Origin of the sequence: Flammeovirga pectinis, from assembly GCF_003970675.1 — a bacterium.
In the GTDB taxonomy this organism is placed as follows: Bacteria; Bacteroidota; Bacteroidia; order Cytophagales; family Flammeovirgaceae; genus Flammeovirga; species Flammeovirga pectinis.
Genome location: NZ_CP034562.1, coordinates 1,486,696 through 1,509,764, shown reverse-complemented (window position 1 = coordinate 1,509,764; position 23,069 = coordinate 1,486,696). Strand labels below are relative to the sequence as shown.

Annotated in this window: 17 protein-coding genes; 6 read left to right on the top strand and 11 right to left on the bottom strand. The window is 33.8% G+C overall.

Annotation, left to right across the window (positions count from 1 at the left end; translation table 11 throughout):
• Positions 1 to 15: 15 nt before the first annotated feature.
• The 4 genes from EI427_RS06075 to EI427_RS06060 all read left to right on the top strand — a co-directional run bounded on the left by EI427_RS06075 (position 16) and on the right by EI427_RS06060 (position 7,973).
• Positions 16 to 2,541 carry a TonB-dependent receptor gene (locus tag EI427_RS06075; RefSeq protein WP_126612701.1) on the top strand — a complete coding sequence of 842 codons (2,526 nt, stop codon included), beginning with the start codon at positions 16 to 18 and terminating at the stop codon, positions 2,539 to 2,541.
• Between the two features lie 19 nt (positions 2,542 to 2,560).
• A complete protein-coding gene (locus EI427_RS06070) occupies positions 2,561 to 4,042 on the top strand; it encodes a hypothetical protein (RefSeq protein ID WP_126612699.1) in 1,482 nt (493 codons plus the stop codon).
• 214 nt (positions 4,043 to 4,256) lie between these two features.
• On the top strand, positions 4,257 to 6,824 hold the full coding sequence (locus tag EI427_RS06065) for a TonB-dependent receptor (RefSeq protein WP_126612697.1): 2,568 nt from the start codon (positions 4,257 to 4,259) through the stop codon (positions 6,822 to 6,824).
• Positions 6,825 to 6,845: 21 nt separating this feature from the next.
• A complete protein-coding gene (locus EI427_RS06060) occupies positions 6,846 to 7,973 on the top strand; it encodes a hypothetical protein (RefSeq protein WP_126612695.1) in 1,128 nt (375 codons plus the stop codon).
• Positions 7,974 to 8,036: 63 nt separating this feature from the next.
• Here the strand turns inward: EI427_RS06060 and EI427_RS06055 are convergent, their stop codons facing one another.
• The 10 genes from EI427_RS06055 to mce all read right to left on the bottom strand — a co-directional run bounded on the left by EI427_RS06055 (position 8,037) and on the right by mce (position 18,945).
• Complete coding sequence (locus EI427_RS06055; RefSeq protein ID WP_126612693.1) at positions 8,037 to 8,906, bottom strand: alpha/beta hydrolase; 870 nt, start codon at positions 8,904 to 8,906, stop codon at positions 8,037 to 8,039.
• A gap of 72 nt (positions 8,907 to 8,978) precedes the next feature.
• A complete protein-coding gene (scpA, locus tag EI427_RS06050) occupies positions 8,979 to 11,129 on the bottom strand; it encodes a methylmalonyl-CoA mutase (RefSeq protein ID WP_126612691.1) in 2,151 nt (716 codons plus the stop codon).
• Positions 11,130 to 11,190: 61 nt separating this feature from the next.
• Positions 11,191 to 13,029, bottom strand: a complete 1,839-nt coding sequence (locus tag EI427_RS06045; protein WP_126612688.1) for a methylmalonyl-CoA mutase family protein — start codon at positions 13,027 to 13,029, stop codon at positions 11,191 to 11,193.
• A 52-nt stretch (positions 13,030 to 13,081) separates the two neighbouring features.
• Positions 13,082 to 14,395, bottom strand: coding sequence for an acetyl-CoA hydrolase/transferase family protein (locus EI427_RS06040; protein ID WP_126612686.1), 1,314 nt, complete (start codon positions 14,393 to 14,395; stop codon positions 13,082 to 13,084).
• 32 nt (positions 14,396 to 14,427) lie between these two features.
• Entirely contained in the window at positions 14,428 to 15,729 is a 1,302-nt protein-coding gene (locus EI427_RS06035) for a sodium ion-translocating decarboxylase subunit beta (RefSeq protein WP_126612684.1), read from the bottom strand.
• A 29-nt stretch (positions 15,730 to 15,758) separates the two neighbouring features.
• Positions 15,759 to 16,178, bottom strand: coding sequence for a biotin/lipoyl-containing protein (locus EI427_RS06030; RefSeq protein WP_126612682.1), 420 nt, complete (start codon positions 16,176 to 16,178; stop codon positions 15,759 to 15,761).
• A 12-nt stretch (positions 16,179 to 16,190) separates the two neighbouring features.
• Positions 16,191 to 16,550 carry an OadG family protein gene (locus tag EI427_RS06025; RefSeq protein WP_126612680.1) on the bottom strand — a complete coding sequence of 120 codons (360 nt, stop codon included), beginning with the start codon at positions 16,548 to 16,550 and terminating at the stop codon, positions 16,191 to 16,193.
• An 8-nt stretch (positions 16,551 to 16,558) separates the two neighbouring features.
• Positions 16,559 to 18,121, bottom strand: a complete 1,563-nt coding sequence (locus EI427_RS06020) for an acyl-CoA carboxylase subunit beta (protein ID WP_126612678.1) — start codon at positions 18,119 to 18,121, stop codon at positions 16,559 to 16,561.
• Positions 18,122 to 18,199: 78 nt separating this feature from the next.
• Positions 18,200 to 18,352, bottom strand: coding sequence for a hypothetical protein (locus EI427_RS25890; RefSeq protein ID WP_155523282.1), 153 nt, complete (start codon positions 18,350 to 18,352; stop codon positions 18,200 to 18,202).
• A 188-nt stretch (positions 18,353 to 18,540) separates the two neighbouring features.
• Complete coding sequence (gene mce / locus EI427_RS06015; RefSeq protein ID WP_126612676.1) at positions 18,541 to 18,945, bottom strand: methylmalonyl-CoA epimerase; 405 nt, start codon at positions 18,943 to 18,945, stop codon at positions 18,541 to 18,543.
• A gap of 432 nt (positions 18,946 to 19,377) precedes the next feature.
• Here mce and meaB point away from each other — a divergent pair, with 432 nt between their 5' ends.
• Together meaB and arsC are read left to right on the top strand one after the other, a co-directional pair.
• Positions 19,378 to 20,382, top strand: a complete 1,005-nt coding sequence (meaB, locus tag EI427_RS06010) for a methylmalonyl Co-A mutase-associated GTPase MeaB (protein WP_126612674.1) — start codon at positions 19,378 to 19,380, stop codon at positions 20,380 to 20,382.
• Positions 20,378 to 20,728: an arsenate reductase (glutaredoxin) gene (arsC, locus tag EI427_RS06005; RefSeq protein ID WP_317125744.1), complete on the top strand. Its 351-nt coding sequence runs from the start codon at positions 20,378 to 20,380 to the stop codon at positions 20,726 to 20,728. The genes meaB and arsC overlap by 5 nt, the downstream gene beginning before the upstream one ends.
• A gap of 62 nt (positions 20,729 to 20,790) precedes the next feature.
• On the opposite strand, the gene EI427_RS06000 is transcribed toward arsC, so the two are convergent.
• On the bottom strand, positions 20,791 to 22,983 hold the full coding sequence (locus tag EI427_RS06000) for a SpoIIE family protein phosphatase (RefSeq protein WP_126612670.1): 2,193 nt from the start codon (positions 22,981 to 22,983) through the stop codon (positions 20,791 to 20,793).
• Between the last annotated feature and the right edge of the window lie 86 nt (positions 22,984 to 23,069).

Sequence of the window (23,069 nt, the reverse complement as noted above, 5' to 3'; positions counted from 1 at the left end):
CACAATTTTTCATTTATGAAAAACACTTTACTCCTACTTCTTTCATTATTGATATCAGTATCAATTAATGCACAAGAATCATCGACGTTGATCAAAGGTACTGTGATCGACGGAGCAACTGGAGAACCTGTAATTGGTGCTTCTGTAATTATAGACGGAACAACAACAGGTGCGATTTCAGATTTTGATGGTAACTACGCTATCAAAACATCTTTATTAGGTACAAAAAAATTAGTTATCTCTTTTGTGGGATATACTTCAATTGAAAAACAAATAGAACTTAAAGGTTCTACTATAACAATTGGAGAAACTAAATTAAATTCTGATGCAATTGGTCTTGCAGAAGTTGAAGTTATTGCATCTGTAGCAATCGACAGAAAAACTCCTGTAGCAGTTTCTACAATCAACCCAGAGAGTATTGAAACTAAATTAGGCACAAAAGAATTCCCGGAAATCTTAAAATCTACACCTGGTGTTTATGCAACTAAGCAAGGTGGTGGTTACGGTGACTCTAGAATTAACCTTAGAGGGTTTAGTTCTGCAAACATTGCTGTAATGATTAATGGTGTTCCAGTAAACGACATGGAAAGTGGTGCTGTATATTGGTCTAACTGGGCAGGTTTATCAGATGTAACTCGTTCTATGCAAGTACAACGTGGTTTAGGTGCTTCTAAAGTAGCTGTACCTTCTATTGGCGGTACTATCAATATCTTAACTAAAACGACTGACGCTCAAAAAGGCGGAAATGTTTATTACGGAATTGGTAACGATGGTAGAGAAAAAATTGGTGTAACATTATCAACAGGTAAAATGGATAATGGTTATGCAGTAACATTCTCTGGCTCTAGAACTACTGGACAAGGTTTTGTAGATGCTACTTCATTTGAAGGGTATTCTTACTTCTTGAACGTTTCTAAGGAGATCAACAAAAAACATATGCTATCTTTTACAGCATTTGGTGCTCCTCAAACACACGGTCAAAGAAGAACTTATAGAGAAATTGAAATGTACCAAAAATATGGTGGCATTAAATATAACTCAGATTGGGGTTATTTAGATGGTCAAGAGTATAACTTAAACACAAACTACTATCACAAACCTCAAATTTCATTAAACCATTATTGGACAATTAATGATAAATCTAACTTATCTACATCTGCTTATGTATCTATCGGTAACGGTGGGGGAACAGGATTCCTTGGTACATCAAAAGACACGGATGCGTATAGAAGATCTGATGGACAAATTAACTTTGAGCAAATTCGTGATGAAAACATCGATGCTGCCGAACTTGGAAATGGTTCAGAAACAATCTTAAGATCATCAATCAACAACCATAAATGGTTTGGTGCTTTATCTGTTTATGATAATAAATTAACAGACGAACTTACTTTTATGGGTGGTTTAGATATTAGATACTACCTTGGTGAACACTACAGAGAGGTTGAAGATTTATTAGGTGGTAATTATTACCTAAACACTACAAACGTAAATCAACCAGATCAAAAAGCTGTAGTTGGCGACAAAGTAGCTTACTATAACGATGGTGAGGTATACTGGTTAGGTGGTTTTGGTCAATTAGAATATACTAAAGATAGATTATCGGCATTCATTTCTGGTGCTGTATCTAATACAACATATATTCGCTACGATTACTTTAACTACACTCCAGGCGAACAAAAATCTGATCAATATAATTTCTTAGGTTTCAGTGTTAAAGGTGGAGTTAACTATAACCTTACTGAAAACCATAATGTATTCTTTAATACAGGTTATATCTCAAGAGCACCGTTCTTCCGTTCTGTATTCCCTAATTATACAAATGATGGTAACAAAGATGCTGAAAACGAAAAAATTATGTCGTTTGAAGTTGGATATGGTTACCGTTCATCAAAATTCAAGGGTAATGCAAACATCTATTACACACAATGGAAAGATAGATCATTTACAAGACAAGTAAACCAAGAGTTTACTGCTAACTTACTAGGTGTAAATGCTACGCACATGGGTATTGAATTAGATGGTAGATACCAAGTATCAAGAAAATTATCTCTTACTGCAATGCTTTCTATTGGTGATTGGACATGGGATAATGACTTGAAAAACGTTCCAATTTATGACCAAAATAATCAGGTTGTAGATTCTGTAAATGTTTACATTGATGGTTTAAAAGTTGGTAACTCTGCACAGACAACTGCTGCATTAGGACTTGACTATGAATTAGTGAAAGGTTTAAAAATCGGAGCTGATTATAACTTCTTCGGTAATAACTATGCTGAATTTGATCCTACTCGCCGTAACGACTCTGAAGACAGAATGAACGCTTGGAAAATGGAAGATTTCAACATTATCGATTTGAATGTTCGTTACAACTTCAATATTGGCACATTCAATACAACTTTCTACGGTAATGTAGACAACTTATTAGATGTTGCTTATGTTTCTGATGCTCAAGATGGTGCAGACCATACAGCTCAAACAGCTAAAGTATTCTACGGTTCTGGTAGAACTTGGAATATGGGTATGAAACTAAAATTCTAATTGATAATTAATTAAGAAAATGAAAAAATCATTAATATATATATTAGCACTATCTGCTGGATTATTTTCGTGTGAACCTTATAAAGATATTCACGAATCAGCTGATAATGATATACAACTTAAAAGAGATAATGACGCAATCCCTGCATCGACAACTATCTCAGAAGATGACACTGTATTTAGTACTATTGAAAGTGCTCAAAATGGTGTTCCGAGTATTTTAAACTCAACTTATCAAAGTAATCAGTACACTAATAATAAGATTATTGAAGTGACTTATTCTGTTGGTACATTAGTAGAAGAACCTGCTTTTAATGCTCCTTATTATACAAACGAAGATGATTATAAAAAGTATAATAGTGAGATCTGCTATAACAATGACATCTGGAATAAGATAGCTCTTAATGAAGCACTTTCTACCATTACTTTCACTTCAGATGATTACAAATTAACAGGTGATAATTATGGTAACTTTGGTTATTATGATGATGAAGCTGGTGAATACCCTGATGGAGTAAGTGTTGAGAATGTTATTGATGCTAAAATTAGTTTTATTTTAAAAACTAATTACAGTGGACAATCTACAATTGGAAATGAACTTACAGTTGAATATCAATTCTATAATAATGGCACAAAAACACCAGTCAAAAGAACTTATGCTTTTGAGGCAAGTTCAAACTGCTATTATGCTTTTACATCATTAGAAAAAGCAGAACTTGCAATGCCTGCGATATTAGATAGTATTTATACTTCTGAAGATGAAGCTTTCTTGATAATGACATCTTATAAGGTGGCTATTGACTTTGTTGATGGGACCACTATGGAAGATGATTTATTAATTGAGACTATGCATACTCCTTATTCAAAAGGAGCTGATGGTTTTGAAGTATATTCTGGAAACCCATCACTATATATGTTACTTGCTGAAGATTATGATGCAATGGGCGCTCCAGGTAAATATAATAATTTTAGTTCTTCTATTTTACCAGAAAATTATTTACCTACTTTTGTAATTTCTAAATTCCCATATGCTCAAGAAGGAGATGAAATACAATTTATCTATAAGTATTATGCTGGTGGTGACTTAGGAACTATAGATCAATCTATGTCTTACACAATGGGTTCTAATTGGAATCAAAGTGCTCCTATTTTAGCTTCTACTAATGTTGATAAATTTAAATACAAATACGACGAGTCTACTTGGAAAGTATCTCTAGCTGCGGTTATTACATTAACTCAAGCAGATTACGATTTAACAGGCGATGGTAAATATGGTAACTTTGGTTACTATGATAATGTTGCTGGCGAATACCCTGAAGGAACTCCTGTAGATAATATCCTTGATGCAAAAATCAATCATATTCTTACAGTAAATTATCCTGAATTAAACAAAGCTGACCAAGAAGTTAGTGTATTCTTCCAATATTATGATAATGGTACAAACACTGTATCAAAACCATATATTTATAATGGAGAAACTGCAAATTGGGACGTTCAATAACATAACAACTTGTACAATTCCAAACCCCAACATGATTATATCATGTTGGGGTTTTCTTTTTTGTAAAACATAGCATATTTCTAATGTAATAAATTAACTTATTTTTTATATTCGATAAGGCATTCTATTTATTGACATATAACCCAAAAAGTAAATGCCTAATTTTTAGATATTTAAAATTACCTCTTCAATCTAATTAATTATTCAATATTGTATGAAAAAGACTACAATGTTGTTTCTTGCATTTCTGATTTCATTATCTAATTATGCACAAGAAGCATCCACTGTCATCAAAGGTACGATCATAGAAAAAGAAACTGATCAACCTGTAATTGGTGCATCAATAGTAATTAAAGGGACCACTATTGGAACTACATCAGACTTTGATGGTAATTTCACATTAAAAACAAGTAAAACTGGTCCTACAGTACTTGATATTTCCTTTGTTGGTTTACAAACTATCCAGCAAAATGTTGATTTAAATGGTTCTGAAATTAATTTAGGCAATCAGTATATGCCTTCCGATGCAATTGGTTTAGCAGAAGTTGAAATTATTGCATCTGTAGCTGTTGACAGGAAAACTCCTGTAGCGGTCTCAACAATTAAACCCGAAGTTTTAGAAGAAAAATTAGGAACACAAGAGTTCCCAGAGATACTAAAATCTACACCTGGTGTGTATGCTACAAAATCTGGTGGTGGTTATGGTGATTCTAGAATTAACCTTAGAGGGTTTTCTTCTGCCAATATTGCCGTAATGATTAACGGTGTACCTGTAAACGACATGGAAAATGGTTCTGTTTATTGGTCTAACTGGGCTGGTCTATCAGATGTAACAAGAACAATGCAAGTACAACGTGGTTTAGGTGCCTCTAAGGTAGCTGTTCCGTCTGTTGGTGGTACTATCAATATTTTAACTAAAACTACCGATGCAAAAAAAGGCGGTAACCTAAGTTATGGAATTGGTAACGATGGCTACAGTAAGATTGGTTTCACGGCATCAACAGGACAAACTGAAAATGGATGGGCCGTAACGGTCTCAGGATCTAAAACAACAGGTATTGGATTTGTAGATGGAACAACATTTGAAGGTTACTCCTACTTTGCCAATATCTCAAAAAAAATAAACGATAGTCACCAATTATCATTTACTGTTTTTGGTGCACCTCAAGTTCACGGTCAACGTAGAAATAAAGTCATGCTATCAGATTATAAAGAATCTGGAAGAGGTATTAAATACAACGGTGATTGGGGCTATAGAAATGGTGAAGAATATAACGTTAGAGAAAATTATTACCACAAGCCTCAGATATCATTAAATTGGTTCTGGAATATTAACGACAAAATGGATTTAGCTACTGTAGTGTATAGTTCTATTGGACGTGGTGGTGGATCTGGTGGTACTGGTGTTGATAAATTTGGCCCTAGCCTTAGCAACCCATACCGTAGAGATGGAGTAATTAATTTTGATCAAATTGTTGATGAGAATGTTGCTTTAGGTAGACAAGGTTCTGAATCTATCATCTATAATGGTGTAAATAACCATCAATGGTATGGAGGCCTATCTACACTAACTGCTCAATTAAGTGATCATATTACATTTACGGGAGGTTTAGATCTTAGATATTATGAAGGCAACCATTACAGAGAAGTAAAAGATTTACTTGGTGGGCAATTCTATTTTGACCCTGCAATTAGTAATGCAGAAGCTGGTTCAGTTGGTGCAACACAAAGAGCTGTAAAAGTTGGAGACAAAATTCAATACAATAACGATGGTTTAGTTTGGTGGCAAGGTGTATTTGCTCAAGCAGAATATTCTAAAGACAAATTAAGTGCATTCTTATCTTTATCAGGTTCAAACCAATCGTTCCAAAGAATAGATTATATGCAATATGCTCCAGAAAATCAGAAAACTGATTGGCAAAGCTTTTTTGGTTACAACATAAAAGGTGGTGCAAATTATAATCTAACAGATGTACATAACATATTTGTAAATGGTGGTTACTTCTCTCGTCAACCTTTCTTTAACAGTGTTTGGCCTAATTATAACAACAATACAAATGAAGGTGTTGTAAATGAAAAAGCCTTAAGTTTTGAACTTGGTTACGGATATAGGAGTAAATTAATTTCTGGTAATGTAAATGTTTATCATACTACTTGGAAAGATAAATATTACAGAGCTTCAGTTAGACAAGCAGGTTCTTCTGTTAGTTATTCTGCAAACATTCCTGGTTTAGATGCTGTTCACTCTGGACTTGAACTAGATTTCACAATTAGACCCAATGATAAATTAACGATTACGGGTATGGCATCGTTCGGTAATTGGAAATGGGACAAAAATGTTTTAGATGTCCCGATTTACGATGATACACAACAAGAAGTTGGTAAAGTTGATGTATATGCACAAGGACTACATGTTGGTGATGCTGCTCAAACTACTGCTGCTTTAGGATTAAACTATGTAGTTTTAGCAGGCTTAAAAGTTGGTGCAGATTGGAATCTTTATGATAGATTATTTGCTGATTTTAATGTTACTCAAGTCAATACTCCAGAAAAAAGTGTTGATTCTTGGCAAGTACCTACTTATAATTTATTTGATTTAAATGCTAGTTATAAATTCCCATTGGGTAAAATTGATGCTACATTTTATGCTAAGGTAAATAATGTATTTAATACTAAATATGTTTCTGACGCATTCGATGGTGCTTCGCATGATTGGGATACAGCACAAGTTTTTTACGGTGCTGGTACAACATGGTCTACAAGCATTAAACTTAATTTCTAGTCAAAAATAATTATTGATATAATGACAATGTTTAAAAATATAATTGGGCTAGTCTTAGTATTTCTAATGACCATTGCCTGTGACCCTCTCAAGGAAATAAATGACTCCATTGATGATGGTCGATCTCCAGTTACCTCTGATTACACATTCACAGAAGATGATTATGGTTTATCTTGTAATGCGGATGTGCAAAAATTCATGAGCTTTAGCAAAGCAGTACCACCAGACAATGACACTTGTGGTGTAGCTCAAGTCTTAAATCAAAAGTTCTATGGTGTAAGTGGTGATATAATGAATACCACATACAATTACTTCAATTCATTATATAAAGGGACTACAATTCCATATACTGCTACGCAGTCTGATTATGATAGATTTGGTGGTTTTGGTTCTTTAAGTCTCAATTCTTCTATTCAAGTTTGTGATTCTGTTTTTACTTTATTGAATGGATCTCCAGCAGTAAAAAGTGATGTAGTGAGTTTAACAGCTACGTATTACGAAAATGGCAATACAACAGCTACTGATACATTAATAGAGTACATCTCGTTTGGTAGTCCTATTTGGCAGCAAATTTATGTTCTTCAATCAGATGATTATCGAGCAATGGAACAATCACATGATAATTTTAATAGTAAGGATAACGCTTTAGCAAGAATTCCTACATGGCTAAACTTAATTGAAAAACCTTATGCCTCTGAAGGAGATGTACAAGTAATTCAATATTCCGTTTCTGAAAAAGACAGTGATGGCAATAGAGTTACAAAAGATTATGTCACTGAATTTAATTATAAGAACAAAACTTGGGTAGCTATAAGTGACACTCAAGCTCAAACTGGTGCTTACAAATGGGATAATGAAACCAAATTATGGAATGTATCTCCTGTTTATACTTTCGTTGTTACAACAGATGACAAATATGATCAAGAGTATACAGTAACCGCTGCAGATTATACTTCTGTAGGAGAAAGTTATGCAAATTTTGATGGTAGAAATAATACACAAGAAGACATAGATACTAAAATTGGTACTATTCTTAATTCACAATCTGAAATTGTAATTGAAGAAGGTCAAAATATAAAAGTAAACTATGTTGTTTATGATGGTGGAGCTAATGATAAAGTAGGTTATTATAAAGCTACTTTACCATAACAGTTTATTAAAAACTCCATAAAGAAACAGTCCATAAACTTAATTGATTATGGACTGTTTTTTTTATTTCTGATGAAAGGTATCAGTTACAAATTCAAGTACATTTGGTAAGGCTGATCTCCAATACGACCAACTATGTCCCCCATCTCTAACTCTATATTGATGTTCAATATTTTTCTTTCTCATTTTGATGTGCATCATACTATTTCCCTCAAATAGAAAATCATCATCTCCACAATCTATATACCATTTGACTTGGTTTTCAGATGCTATTTTATCTGGTAAATTATCTACAAGAACTAAAGGATTATTCTTATCATAATGCTCTTTAATTTCGTTTTCTGATTTTCCTTTGTAATATTCATCTACTTCACCTTTTCTCTCTTCAGGGTTTGCTTCTCCAAACCATGCACTTAAAGGACAAGCAGAAGAAAATAATTCAGGGTGATGTAAGGCATAAACAAAAGTACCGCCACCCCCCATCGAAAGGCCGGCAATTGCTCTATATCTTTTTTCTTTTCTAATACGGTATTTATTTTCTACATAAGGCATTAGCTCATTAAAGAAGTAATCTTCATAATTCCAATTACCATCAATCGTATTAAAATACCCAATCCTATCAGTGTCAGCATCTGGCATAACAATTATCATAGGTGTTGCTTTCTTCTCCTTTATCGCTTTATCAGCAATGTAGTTTACTTCTCCAAACTGAATCCAACCGGTGTGGTTATCACTATATCCATGCAATAAATATAAAACAGGGTAACTTCTCTCCGACTCGTCATATCCAGGAGGTAAGTAAATAGAAAAGTTACGGTCACTTTTTAACAGTTTACTCGGTACTTTAAGGTTATCAAATACTTTCCCATTTTCCTGCCCAAAGAGTAAAAAGGGTGACAAAAAAGACAAAGTGATAATTACTAATTTTTTCATTTTGTAGATGGTTAATTAAAAAAGGGTATCAAACCCAAAGATTTGATACCCTAAAAATAAGAACACATTTATCTATTTCTCAATTTCTTCATCTTCTAATAAGAGTTGAAGTACCTTTTTGGCCGAAACTGGAATCTTAGTACCAGGACCAAAAATTGACGCAACACCATTATCATATAAAAATTGATAATCTTGTTCTGGAATTACACCACCAGCAAAGACCATAATATCTTCACGACCTAAACGCTTTAACTCTTCAATTAACTGAGGAATTAATGTTTTATGGCCTGCCGCTAAACTAGAAGCACCTACACAATCCACATCATTTTCAGCTGCCTGACGAGCTACTTCTTCTGGTGTTTGGAAAAGAGGACCCATATCTACATCAAAGCCAATATCTGCAAAACTCGTTGCAATCACTTTGGCTCCTCTATCATGACCATCTTGTCCCATTTTAGCAATCATTACTCTTGGACGTTTACCTTCCAATTTCTCGAATTCATTTGCTAAACTTTTTGCTTCTGCAAAGGCTTTATCACCAGCTACCTCATGAGAATAAACTCCTGAAATATTTCTGATTGTTGCTTTATAACGACCGAAATCTTTTTCCATAGCATCCGAAATTTCACCAAGAGATGCTCTACATCTTGCCGCTTCTACAGCTAAAGCTAATAAGTTACCCTCTCCCGTTGCTGCTGCAACTTCGATAGCTTTTATTGCTGCTTCTGCTTTTGCAGTATCTCTATCTTCACGCATTTGTTTTAAACGAGCAACCTGTCCATCACGAACAGTAGTGTTGTCTATTTCTAAAACATCAATATCCGTCTTTTCGTTTGAAATGTATTTATTTACGCCCACAATAGTATCATGACCAGAATCAATTCTAGCTTGTTTACGAGCAGATGCTTCTTCAATACGCATTTTTGGAATACCTTTTTCAATCGCTTTGGCCATTCCACCATTCTCTTCAACCTCTTCAATTAATTTCCAGGCTTTCTGAGCAATTTCGTTTGTTAGATATTCTACATAATGCGAACCTGCCCAAGGATCAATTACTTTACAGATGTTAGTTTCATCTTGTAAATACAACTGTGTATTACGAGCAATACGCGCTGAAAAATCTGTAGGTAAAGCAATCGCTTCATCAAGAGCATTAGTATGTAGTGATTGAGTATGCCCTAAAGCAGCACCCATTGCTTCGATTGCTGTTCTCGCTACATTATTAAATGGATCCTGTTCAGATAAAGACCATCCCGATGTTTGAGAATGTGTTCTCAAAGCCATCGACTTTGGATTTTTAGGACCAAATTGTTTTACAATCTTAGCCCAAAGCATTCTCCCTGCACGCATTTTAGCAATCTCCATAAAATGGTTCATACCAATTGCCCAAAAGAAAGATAAACGAGGTGCAAAAGCATCAATATCTAACCCTGCCGCTTTACCTGCTTTTAAATATTCTAAACCATCTGCTAAAGTATAGGCTAATTCAATATCTGCAGTTGCTCCAGCTTCTTGCATATGGTAGCCAGAAATTGATATAGAATTATACTTCGGCATGTTGTTAGAAGTATAAGAAAAAATATCAGAGATGATACGCATTGATGGTTTTGGAGGATAGATATAGGTATTTCTAACCATAAATTCCTTTAAAATATCATTCTGAATAGTACCACTCAATTTCTCCTTACTTACGCCAGCTTCTTCTGCTGCTACAATGTAAAAAGCAAGTACTGGAACAACTGCTCCGTTCATTGTCATTGATACAGACATTTTATCTAATGGAATATCATTAAATAAGATTTTCATGTCTTCTACAGAATCAATGGCAACGCCAGCTTTACCAACATCTCCAACAACACGAGGGTGATCAGAATCGTAACCTCTATGTGTTGCCAAATCAAAAGCTACAGAAAGTCCTTTCTGACCTGCCGCCAAGTTTCTTTTATAAAATGCATTTGATTCTTCTGCAGTAGAAAAACCTGCATATTGACGGATAGTCCAAGGGCGTAATGCATACATTGCAGAATACGGTCCTCTTAAAAATGGAGGTAAACCTGCACCAAACTCTAAATGTTCAGCGGTACTGCAATCTGCTTTATCAAACCCTTTTTTAACTGAGATCCCTTCTGCTGTTTTCCATTCTTTACCTTGTTCGGCAACTAACTTTTCAGGAGAAGTAATCTTGATTTTATTTATATCTAATTTCGAAAAATCTGGTCTCATCGTTCTTTAATTTAAGTTCGTAAATCAATAGAATGTTTACGTTACATACTCAATTACGACATTAAACAATTTCCAAATCTGATTGGAATTGCTTTAAAGCTTGAATGGCATTTGTTTTTACATGAACAAACCCATCTATACCTGCTGCTAAGTAATCTTGCTCTTTATCACCTGGGTAACCTGCAAGTAGTAACTTTTTACTTTTAGCATCAGAAGATTTAAATGCTTTTGCAAATGCTTCTACACTTTCTGCGTATTCTTGATCAGAAGAACAAATTACAATCACATCAGCATCAGAAGTTATTGCTCCTTCAATTGCTTCTTCTACGCTGTTATAAAATTGTTCTGATGATACAAATCCAGCCGTACCAAAGAAATCCATTGCAAAAGTGGAGCGTGCTTTTCGCATGGCCAAATTACCAAATAAGGCATTAAATACTTTTGGTCTTGCTCCTCCGTCATGAACATATTGTTCCGTTTTAAGACGAAGGTTTTCGAATTGTAAAGTTGCTCTTTGCGGTTGTAACAATTCTACTTTACTTACTTTATCATGTGTTACAGTTATATTTTCAGGATTGATTTCCTCTAACTGATTAGGATACCTGTTAGTTCCAACATAAACGCTTCTTCTTTGTGCAATTAGTTTTTCTTTATGATCTCTAGTTTTTGTGATCAAACTCTGAATTACACCATTATTAAAACATTTCAAAAATCCATTTTCTGATTCAATTGTTTGGAACAACATTAATGCTGCATCCATAATTTGCTCAGTAAGAGAATCAATATAATATGAACCTGCTGATGGATCTGCCACTTTACCCAAGTAAGCCTCTTCTCTCATAATATGAGAAATATTTAGGGCGATACGTTGAGATTGTTTTGTTGGTGATTCATAAGATGAATTGTGTGCTACAATATTAATTGCATTTACACCACCTAATACTGCAGACATTGCTTCTGTAGTATTACGAAGCATATTCACGTTAGGGTCATATAATGATTTAGACCATAATGAAGAATTTGCTACTATTAGTAAACTCTCAGGGATAAAAGAAGTATCATACAGTTTTGCAACTTCAATTGAAAGCAGTCTAAATGCTCTAAATTTTGCAATTTCATGGAAGTAATCGCCTCCAACTGTTGCTTGGAAAATTAAATTTCCTAATACCTCCTCTGGTTCAATATTAAATCGACCAAGTTGATCTATATACTCTACAACTGCATTTAAAGAAAAGGCTAATTCTTGTACATGATTAGCTCCAGCGTTTACAAAAGCATCTGTATTAATGCTCAACACCTTAAAACCAGGCATCTCTGTAGTATAAGATATTAACCTTGATAACCTTTGGAAACTTTCATCTTCTAGATCTCCAGCTGTTGTATAATTTGCTAGAGGATCAAAATTTACGTAACCTCGAACTTTATCAAGAGAAACGCCATGAATATGTAAGTAACCAACATAATCACGCACTAATGTTCTAGGATGAGATACGTTTTCAAAACATACATGTACCATTTCGATACTAATGCCTTTTAAAGCCATCTCAATATCAAAATTCTTGATACTATCAACATCAAAAACTAAACCTTCAACACCTCTATCTAAAAGGTAAAGGGCATTTTCATTAATTTCTTCATTTGATGAACCAACTACTTTTTGAAAGCTATCCCAATTTAGACCTTCACTTTCTGATGAAGGTAAAATATCTTTTAATTGGTCTAAAAATCCTTCTTTTCCTATTCTATCTTCTGAAGTATAGTAGGGAGAAATGGCCATACCATTCTCCGTTTTCCATACTAGTTTTTTATCGAAATCAGCTCCTTTTAGGTCAGTAATAACTTTTTCTTTCCAAGTTTCTTTACTGATCGGTTCGAAGTCTGAAAATAACTTCTCAGCCATAATTATGTTATTTAGTGTGTTTATATATACAATAATAAAATAAACCTAGCTATTAAACTAACTCAGGTGAAATACCTGCGTAAGCTGAATAACTTCTACCGAAACGTTCTCTTGCCTCTTTTTCTAATGCTTCTCTATGCATTGGATGGGCAATTGATATTAATGCTTTAGCTCGTTGAACTAAATTTTGTCCAAATAAATCTGCAATACCGTACTCTGTAACTACAAACCTTGCATGTGCTCTAGTTGTTACCACACCTGCCCCTTGCTGTAAGAATGGAGAAATTTTAGATACTCCTTTGTTAGTAATAGATGGCAACGCTGTTATTGGCTTACCTCCTTCTGATAATGCTGCTCCACGCATAAAGTCCATCTGACCACCTACACCAGAGAACATTCTTGTACCTATAGAATCTGCACAAATCTGACCAGTTAAATCAACTTCTATGGCGGAGTTAATTGCTGTAACTTTAGGATTCTGACGTATCACCGCTGTATCATTTACATAAGCAATGTCCATCATTTCAACTTCAGGATTATCATCCATAAAATCATATAAACGACGTGTACCCATTGCAAAACCAGAAACAATTTTATGAGGGTTCACCTTTTTATTTGCTCCATTTACAATTCCTTTTTCACAAAGATCAATCAAACCTTCTGAGAACATTTCTGTATGCACTCCCAAATTTTTATGATTATGTAAATAAGTAAGTACTGCATTTGGAATACCTCCAATTCCCATCTGAAGAGTAGCACCATCTTCTACTAGTGTTGCCACATGTGCTCCAATTTGTTTTTCAACATCAGAAGGAGCTGTAAATTTCATTTCATAAATGGTCTCATCTACCTCTACAACTGCATCAAAACGATCAATATGTAAGATACCATCACCCATACAACGTGGCATTTGCTTATTTACTTGCGCAATAACCTTCTGTCCTTTTTCAATGGCAGCAACAATAATATCAACTGATACTCCTAAAGAACAATAACCGTGTTTATCTGGAGTAGATACATTTACCATTACTACATCTAATGGCAATACATCTCTTCTAAAAAGATTGGGAATATCACTTAAAAAAACCGGTATATATTGAGCATTACCTGCCCACACTTGTTTTCTTACATTGCCACCAATAAAGAAACAATTTGTCTTAAAACTCTCAGCGTATTGTTCCTCTGCATAACCCGCAAATCCTTCTGTATGTAAGTGAACAATTTCAACATCTCTTAGTTCGTTTGCACGAGCAGTCATTGCAATAGTTAATGCCTGCGGAGTTGCTGCTCCACCTTGAATACATACTCTATCTCCTGACTTTATTATTTTTACAGCCTCATCAGCTGATACGTATTTAGTTGCCATAATATTGTGTGTTTATTTTCGAGGTTAAGAATTTACAAACTTGAGAAATAGGTTAAGAAACTCATTAATATACCCGCTGCCACTGCAGAGCCAATTACACCAGATACGTTTGGTGCCATTGCATGCATTAATAAGTGGTTAGTAGGGTCAGATTTCAACCCTTCTTGTTGTACTACACGAGCTGAATCTGGTACTGCAGATACACCTGCTGCTCCAATTAGAGGATTAATTTTATCATCTCCTTTTAAGAATACGTTCATCAATTTTGCAAATGCTAAACCTGAGAAAGTTGCTACGGCAAATGATGCTGCTCCTAGTGCAAAAATCTTCATAGAATTTAAAGTGATGAACTCACTTGCTTGTGTAGATGCTCCTACTGTAACTCCTAATAGAATTGTTACAATATCGATCATGGAAGTTCTAGCTGTATTTGCTAATCTCTCTGTATGGCCAGATTCTTTTAATAAGTTACCAAAGAACAACATTCCTAAAAGTGGTAATGCACTCGGAGAAATGAACGTAGTTAAAATTAAACCTACTATAGGGAAAATAATTTTCTCTGTTTTTGAAACCGTTCTTGGTGGCTTCATTTTAATTTTACGTTCGTCTTCAGAAGTCATCAAACGCATAATTGGAGGCTGAATTACAGGCACTAAAGCCATATAAGAATAAGCCGCAATTGCAATTGCTCCCAATAAGTGAGGCGCTTCTTTAGAGGATAAGAAAATGGCTGTAGGGCCATCTGCTCCACCTATAATACCAATAGAAGCTGCTTCTTTTAAATCAAAACCTAAGGCAATTGCACCAATGAAAGTTAAGAATACACCTACCTGAGCAGCTGCACCTAATAACATTAATTTCGGATTGGCAATTAGTGATGAAAAATCTGTCATCGCTCCAATACCTAAGAAAATCAATGGTGGATAAATACCTTTTTGAACACCAAAATATAAGTAATTTAAAACCGAGCCATCTTCATAAATACCAATTTGATTACCAGCGATAAATGGAATATTACCAATAATAACACCTGTACCAATTGGAATTAATAATAGTGGTTCGTAATCGTATTTAATTGCGAGGAATATAAAGAATAAACCTACACATATCATGGCAAAGTTGGGAAGAGTTAAGTTCGCAAAACCAGTTAAACTGATAAAGTTTGTAAGCCCTTCTAAAGCCATTGTTCCAAAACCAGGAGTAGATGCTGCTACTGCTTGAGTCGCTGCCTCTCCTAATGTTTGATTATTAATAAATACTTCTGCTGCACTTGCTGAAGCCCATGCCATCAATATGGTGGCTATTGCTCCGAAAACTATTAATAAGCGTTTCATAATTGTATCTTTTTATTAATTGAAACAACTTAAGCCATCTCTACAAGTACTTCTCCTTGTAGTAAAGATTGCCCTTCAGAAACTTTAATTGAATCAATAGTGCCATCATGCTCTGCTAATACATTGTTTTCCATTTTCATGGCTTCCATTGTCATTAGCAAATCTCCTTTTTTCACAACATCTCCCTCTTTTACTTTTATAGAGATAATTGTACCTGGAAGGGGTGCTACTACATTCGATTGTTTTGCAGAACGAGTGATTGCCTTTGGAGCAGATGTTCTAGGAGCAGAAGAACGTACAAGTTTAGGGGTTTTAGAAGATTTCACTTCTTTTTCCATTTCAACTTCATAAGGAGTTCCATTTACCTCCAAACTTATTGTTTGCCCTTCTACATTTGTAATCTTAACAGCATAATTATTACCGTTAACATTAAATTTATATTTTTTCATTTTACTTCAGAATTAACGGTTTAGCTGACTACCATGAACTGCATAAATTTTTGAGCTCCAAGGAGAGTAAGCCTTCTTCACTTTTTGAATTGTAAGGATAATATCTTCATCATCGTGGGCTTCTTCAATGTAGTTGTAAATAGCTGCTGCTATAACTGCATTTACCTCACCTGATGCACTAGATACTTTTGCTCCTTTCACCTCTTCTACTACTTGCTTTTTAGGTGTTCTATTTATCCAAGCCATTATTGCTGGCATTACATAAGAGAACACTAAGAATAAAATAGTTAGAGTTAGGAATACTAAGCCTAAACCTACTAAGGTTACAACTAATCCTTCCTCAATTGCTACGCTGACTGATTGGTGTTCCATATCTTTTCTTATAAAGGAATATTAGAATGTTTCTTAGGAGGATTCACTTCTTTTTTAGTAGCTAATAAATCCAATCCACGACAGATTCTGAAACGAGTATTTCTTGGTTCAATTACATCATCAATAAAGCCATATTTAGCCGCTTGATATGGATTTGCAAACTTATCAGTATACTCATCCTCTTTTTCATTAATGTATTTTTGTCTTTCTTCCTCGTTCTCGATTTTTCTAATTTGTCTTCCTTCAAGAACTTCAACAGCTCCTTTAGCACCCATAACAGCAATTTCTGCCATTGGCCAAGCGTAATTCAAATCTCCTCTTAACTGCTTAGAACTCATTACATCATGTGCTCCGCCGTAAGACTTTCTTAAAGTAATTGTGATTTTTGGTACAGTTGCCTCACCATAAGCAAATAACAATTTGGCTCCATGTAAAATTATACCCCCATATTCTTGCCCAGAACCCGGTAAGAAACCTGGAACATCTACAAGTGTTATAATTGGAATATTAAAAGCATCGCAGAATCGTACAAAACGAGCTGCTTTTTTAGATGATTCAATATCTAAAACACCTGCTAAGAACGAAGGTTGGTTAGCAACAATTCCTACTGGACGTCCGTTAAAACGAGCAAATCCTGTAATTATATTTTTTGCATATGCTCTATGCATTTCTAAAAACTCTTCATTATCCACAAGCATATGGATAACATCAAGCATATCGTATGGCTTATTTGGATCGTCTGGAATAATCTCATTCAGTTGATCTTCTATTCTATCGAAAGGATCATCACAAGGAATAATTGGTGGTTCTTCCAAGTTATTTGATGGTAAGAAACTAATAAGCTTTCTAATCAAAAGTAATGTCTCTTCATCATTTTCTGTCATCATATGAGCTACACCAGATTTAGATGCATGCATATTGGCACCGCCTAAATCTTCTGTTGTAATTACCTCACCTGTAACAGATTTAACTACCTTAGGACCAGTAACAAACATATAAGATGATTGATCCGTCATAAGGATAAAATCGGTTAATGCTGGAGAATACACAGCACCACCCGCACATGGGCCTAAAATGGCAGAGATCTGAGGTATAACCCCTGATGCCGAGATGTTTCTTTGGAAAATTTCTGCGTAACCCGCTAATGACCTAACGCCTTCTTGTATACGCGCTCCACCAGAATCATTTAATCCAATTACTGGTGCTCCAACTTTCATTGCCTGATCCATAACCTTACAGATCTTTTGAGCAAAAGTTTCAGAAAGAGATCCACCAAATACAGTAAAATCTTGTGCAAATACATAAACAACACGGCCATCAATTGTACCATGCCCAGTAACTACACCATCCGATAAATATTTTTGTTTATCTAATCCGAAAGATTTAGTACGGTGCGTCACAAACATATCGTACTCTTCGAAACTGCCCTCATCTAAAAGCATATCGATTCTTTCCCTAGCAGTTAACTTTCCTTGTTCATGTTGTTTCTCAATACGCTTTTCGCCACCACCCAGTCTAGCTTCATTACGTTTCTCTACAAGTTCTCTGATCTTGTCTTTGTTAGTACCCATAATACGTTTGCCTATAAAGGCAGTTAAAATATAGATACCGCAATTAATGTCGAATACCTATATGTATAAATAAATGTGTTACTTTTTCTTTACTTTCAAATAATTCTTCTCAAGGGATACCGTATCAAGAGTATCTGTAATAGACGATTGTAAAGTTGTCGCCATATACTTATCCTTTTTAGAAGAACATACTGTGTTTATCTTTTTGTCTTGGTTATTGGTCTTTTCCATCTTCTTGTTAATTAATTGTTATTCGCTTTAGTAAAAGCATCGGCTATGGGTTAAACCATAGCCAATGAATTACTTTTTGTTGTTAATAAAGGGACATCACTTAATGTTGTTATTTCATACTTGTAATTGCTAATTCTCAGTATGTCCCTAGTTGCCCTGGTTAAGGTTAATGGTTGTTGTTCAAATCTTTATTTCTTCTCGCAAAGCTCAGTAAGAACTCCATGCGTAGATTTAGGGTGCAAGAAGGCAATATCTAATCCTTCCGCTCCACTTCTTGGTGTTTTATCTAATAATCTTACACCTTTTTCTTCTGCATCTTTTAAGTTTGCTTCAATATCTTTTACAGCAAAAGCCATATGGTGCATACCTGGGCCTTTTTTAGCGATAAACTTTCCAATAGGTCCATCTTCAGCAGTAGATTCCAATAATTCAATCTTAGTATCTCCTACTTTAAAAAAAGCAGTTTTTACTTTTTGTTCTACTACTTCTTCTACAGCATAACATTTTAGTCCTAAAACTTCTTCGTAATACTTAATTGACTCTTCTAAGTTTTCTACTGCAACACCTATGTGCTCTATGTGTGTAATGTTCATTATTCTGTCATTTTATGTTAGTTAATAACGTGTCCTGTGATAAGCATTTTGACCTTTATTATTTAATGTAAATTTGACACATAGCTACCGTTAATGAAGTAACATTCGTCATCTATTTTATAATTAAATATCACTCAAAATTAGACTATAAAAATACTTCACGTCTACTTATACACTTAATTTACTACAGGTCAGTTTTTTAACTTAGATATTAAAATCATCTTTTTTAAATTTTTAATAATATTTACATATGATAAATAAAATTAAAAAATATCAATTTTACACTTATAACAGTAAAATCAACCTTTTTTACTAATTATAAATTACTTTATATGTAAATTAGCAATTGAAAATATGACCTGTGATAAGCAAATTTTCAGCAAAACAAAAAATAGATCTGCAATGGAAACAAATGTCTTATCACAACGCGATATGAAATATAAAAGAAAAAAAAGATTAACACCAGAAGAATATGCTAATGGTGTGATAGCTGGAAACCGTGTAATATTAAGTAGAGCGATTACCTTAATAGAAAGCCGCCATTCTGATGATTTAATTCTAGCCGAAAAAGTTTTAGAACTTATTTTACCACACACTGGAGGTAGCTTACGTGTAGGGATTACAGGTGTGCCTGGTGTTGGAAAAAGTACTTTTATTGAATCTTTCGGAAAGTACATTACTTCACGAACGTTAAAATTAGCTGTTTTAACTATAGATCCCAGTTCTCAAATTAGTGGTGGTAGTATTTTAGGTGATAAAACTAGAATGGAGGAGTTATCTAATGATCCATTGGCCTATGTACGCCCTTCTGCTGCAGGTAATGCACTTGGTGGTGTAAATCATAAAACAAGAGAGACAATGCTACTCTGTGAGGCTGCAGGCTTTGATGTTATCCTTATTGAAACTGTTGGTGTAGGACAATCAGAAACTACTGTAAAAGGTATTGTAGATTTTTTCCTATTACTTATGCTTGCTGGAGCTGGAGATGAACTACAAGGTATTAAAAGAGGGATAATGGAAATGGCAGATGCTATTGCTATTACTAAATGTGATAATGATAATATTCACCAAGGTAAATTAGCCAAGGCCGAATACCAAAATGCTTTACACCTCTTTCCTCCTGCAGAAACAGGTTGGTCTCCAAAAGTTATGACATGTTCTTCACTCCAAAACGAAGGCCTTGATAATATTTTAGAAGATATCCTTTCATTTGAAAAGCACATGAAATCTAAAGGCTATTTTCAATCCAACCGCCAACAACAAAATTTACATTGGATGCATGAAACTATAGATAACTATCTAAAAAGAGCTTTCATTAATAACCCAAATGTAACACAACAAATGGATACTTTGGAAAATGAAGTAATTCAAAATAAATTGCCTGCTATTGCGGGTGCAAGAAAATTAATTGAATTATTTAATAAAAAAATAGATTAGTATGGTTACAATTTGGCATAACCCAAGGTGTTCTAAAAGTAGAGAAGCGCTTCAGCTATTAAATGAAGAAAGTGGAGATAGTGATATTAAAATACGAGAGTATTTAAAAGAGAACCCATCAAGAGATGAAATCGTTAACTTATTGTCTCTATTAAAAATTAAACCTCTAGATCTCATAAGAAAAGGAGAAGCAATTTATAAAGAGAACTTTAAAGGTAAAGAACTTTCTGATGATGAATATATTGCTGCCTTGGTAGAATACCCTAAGTTAATTGAAAGACCTATAGTGATAAAAGACAATAAAGCTGTTATTGGAAGACCTCCACATTTAGTTTTAGACCTCTAACAAAAAAGCCTGTAATTGATTTAAATTCAATTACAGGCTTTTTTAATATTTTTTGATTTCATTTAGATCTTGATTCCGATAATTAACATATCATCAATCTGCTCCCATTGTCCTTCTTCCATCCATTTATTAATGGTATTTGCTAAAACTACTTTTTGTTCTGACGAAGGTAATGTTGCAATTTCAACATATAATTCACGCAACCTTTTCACCATAAACTTTCTAGTTTTCTCACCACCAAATTGATCTTGATAACCATCGGTAGCCATAAATAAGTTATCTCCTTTTTCTAATAACCATTCATGCTCTTCATAAACTAAATCTAGTTCTCCACCTATTGATTTTCGTGTTCCTGCTAATTTGTAAATTAAGCTATCTCGAACTATATATAAAGGGTTTTTTGCTCCTGCATATTTTAAAACATTTCCTTTAATAGCTATTAAAGTCATGTCCATACCATCATTATTATCGTTGGTATCTTGCTGAAGGTTTCTAACTACAATATTATTAAGTTCCCCAAGTATTTTACCTGGTGATAAAATCTTTTTACCACGCACAATTTCATATAAGGAACTAGACGCCATCATAGACATAAGAGCTCCAGGAACACCATGACCTGTACAATCAATACAAGCATAAATTTTCCAACCCTCCTGTTCTGTAAACCAATAGAAGTCTCCACTTACAACATCTTTTGGTTGATTAAAAATGAAGTTCTTTGGAAATGCATTTGTAATTCCTTTATCAGACGGTAAAATAGAAGACTGAATTAAATGTGCACTTTTAATACTACTTGATATCTTAGCATGCTGATAATTCAGTTGTTTACCTTGTTGTTTAGAGTGTTCCAAGGTATCACGTAGAACATCATTCTTTATTAATAATTCAGAATTTACAGATTCAACTTCAATATTAGCCATTTCTAACTCTCTAAAAGCACTAGAAAGTTTTAGATTCAGCTTTTTTGTTTTTCGCTGATTTAAGTAAATATAATAGGTGAAAATAAGGAGAAGAACAACGATAACAATACTCATCTCGATAAACTTTTTCTGTTCATCAAGCTTTTTAGAATTGTCGTGATCTCTAACCCTTAATACATCATTTTGTTCTTTTTGTAATTCAACTTCATGAAACGCCTGCATATCTGCAACCGCAGCAGTCTTTTGTTGATTAAATAAACTATCTGATAGATTTATAGATTTCTGGAAAAAATAAATAGACTGATCTTTATTTATTTGCTTTAACGTAAGTGCTAGTTTTAAAGAAACTTGATATTCAAAATCTAAAAGTCTGTTATTTTTACTAATTACGTATGCTCTCTCATAAGCATCGTAAGCACTTGTATAATCTTTTAATTTATAATAGTAATTACCTATTGAAAAATAGGAATTTAACTTTGGCTGAGGAAATTCTTTTTTATTAGACTCTCTTACTGTAAGAAGAAATATTTTCTTTGCAAGTGCCATATCATTTAAACCCATTGCAAGTTTACCTTTCAGTAAAGACAAATAAATAAAGCCTTCAAAATCTTTATTCATTGTAAAAACCTGCATTTTATCGAGTTTAATCAAAAGATGCCTTAAAGCATCATACTCATTAAATTCATAATGAATATCAGCCATATTTAATAAGGCATTTGCTTTAATAAACTCAAGTCTTTCACTTGTAGAGTCTACTTCAATGTCAAGAATTTCATTAAACACTTCGAATGCATGAATATATTCTTTATGCTGAAAATAAATAAACCCAATATTATTCAAAGTAAATGCTAAATCAACTACATCTTCATTTTGTAATTGAATTTCATATGCTGTTTTTAATAAATTTAATGCAGTTTCTGTTTTACCCTGAGATGTATATAGTGTAGCAAGATTTGTATTTGCTTTTGATATATAATCAAAATTCAATTTATCTTCCGATATATTTAATGCTAACTGACAAAACTGTTCTGCAGAATCAAGTTTACCAATATCTTCATAATACGTACAATATTGGGAAGCAACATAGAACTTATCTTCGAAATCTCCATCTTCATCTAATAGATACAAATGATCGTCTAGATAGTTTTTTGCACTATCTAAATGTCCCTTTGTTAAAAAGGCACCTACTTTCTTACTGTCGTATTTATTAAATAGACTATCGTTTATTATTGAAGTGTTGCCCGAGTTTTCATCTTCGGTAGTTGCGTTCAATGATAAGCCAAATAATAGTAGTAGAAATAGAATTATATGTTTAAAAAATCTATTATCAGTCATTGTTTAGATCAAATATCGACTAAAAATAGTGAAATAGTTAGAAATAAACTTCATTAATATGAAGAAAATGTGAAAATGATTTATTA

Coding starts and splice junctions, on each gene's coding strand:
- EI427_RS06055 (WP_126612693.1), bottom strand. CDS start 8,906: ATGAAAAAATTAGTAATTATCACTTTGTCTTTTTTGTCACCCTTTTTA.
- EI427_RS06040 (WP_126612686.1), bottom strand. CDS start 14,395: ATGGCAACTAAATACGTATCAGCTGATGAGGCTGTAAAAATAATAAAG.
- EI427_RS06035 (WP_126612684.1), bottom strand. CDS start 15,729: ATGAAACGCTTATTAATAGTTTTCGGAGCAATAGCCACCATATTGATG.
- EI427_RS06065 (WP_126612697.1), top strand. CDS start 4,257: ATGAAAAAGACTACAATGTTGTTTCTTGCATTTCTGATTTCATTATCT.
- EI427_RS06030 (WP_126612682.1), bottom strand. CDS start 16,178: ATGAAAAAATATAAATTTAATGTTAACGGTAATAATTATGCTGTTAAG.
- EI427_RS06020 (WP_126612678.1), bottom strand. CDS start 18,121: ATGGGTACTAACAAAGACAAGATCAGAGAACTTGTAGAGAAACGTAAT.
- EI427_RS25890 (WP_155523282.1), bottom strand. CDS start 18,352: ATGGAAAAGACCAATAACCAAGACAAAAAGATAAACACAGTATGTTCT.
- EI427_RS06075 (WP_126612701.1), top strand. CDS start 16: ATGAAAAACACTTTACTCCTACTTCTTTCATTATTGATATCAGTATCA.
- EI427_RS06070 (WP_126612699.1), top strand. CDS start 2,561: ATGAAAAAATCATTAATATATATATTAGCACTATCTGCTGGATTATTT.
- mce (WP_126612676.1), bottom strand. CDS start 18,945: ATGAACATTACACACATAGAGCACATAGGTGTTGCAGTAGAAAACTTA.
- EI427_RS06000 (WP_126612670.1), bottom strand. CDS start 22,983: ATGACTGATAATAGATTTTTTAAACATATAATTCTATTTCTACTACTA.
- scpA (WP_126612691.1), bottom strand. CDS start 11,129: ATGAGACCAGATTTTTCGAAATTAGATATAAATAAAATCAAGATTACT.
- meaB (WP_126612674.1), top strand. CDS start 19,378: ATGAAATATAAAAGAAAAAAAAGATTAACACCAGAAGAATATGCTAAT.
- EI427_RS06045 (WP_126612688.1), bottom strand. CDS start 13,029: ATGGCTGAGAAGTTATTTTCAGACTTCGAACCGATCAGTAAAGAAACT.
- EI427_RS06025 (WP_126612680.1), bottom strand. CDS start 16,550: ATGGAACACCAATCAGTCAGCGTAGCAATTGAGGAAGGATTAGTTGTA.
- EI427_RS06060 (WP_126612695.1), top strand. CDS start 6,846: ATGACAATGTTTAAAAATATAATTGGGCTAGTCTTAGTATTTCTAATG.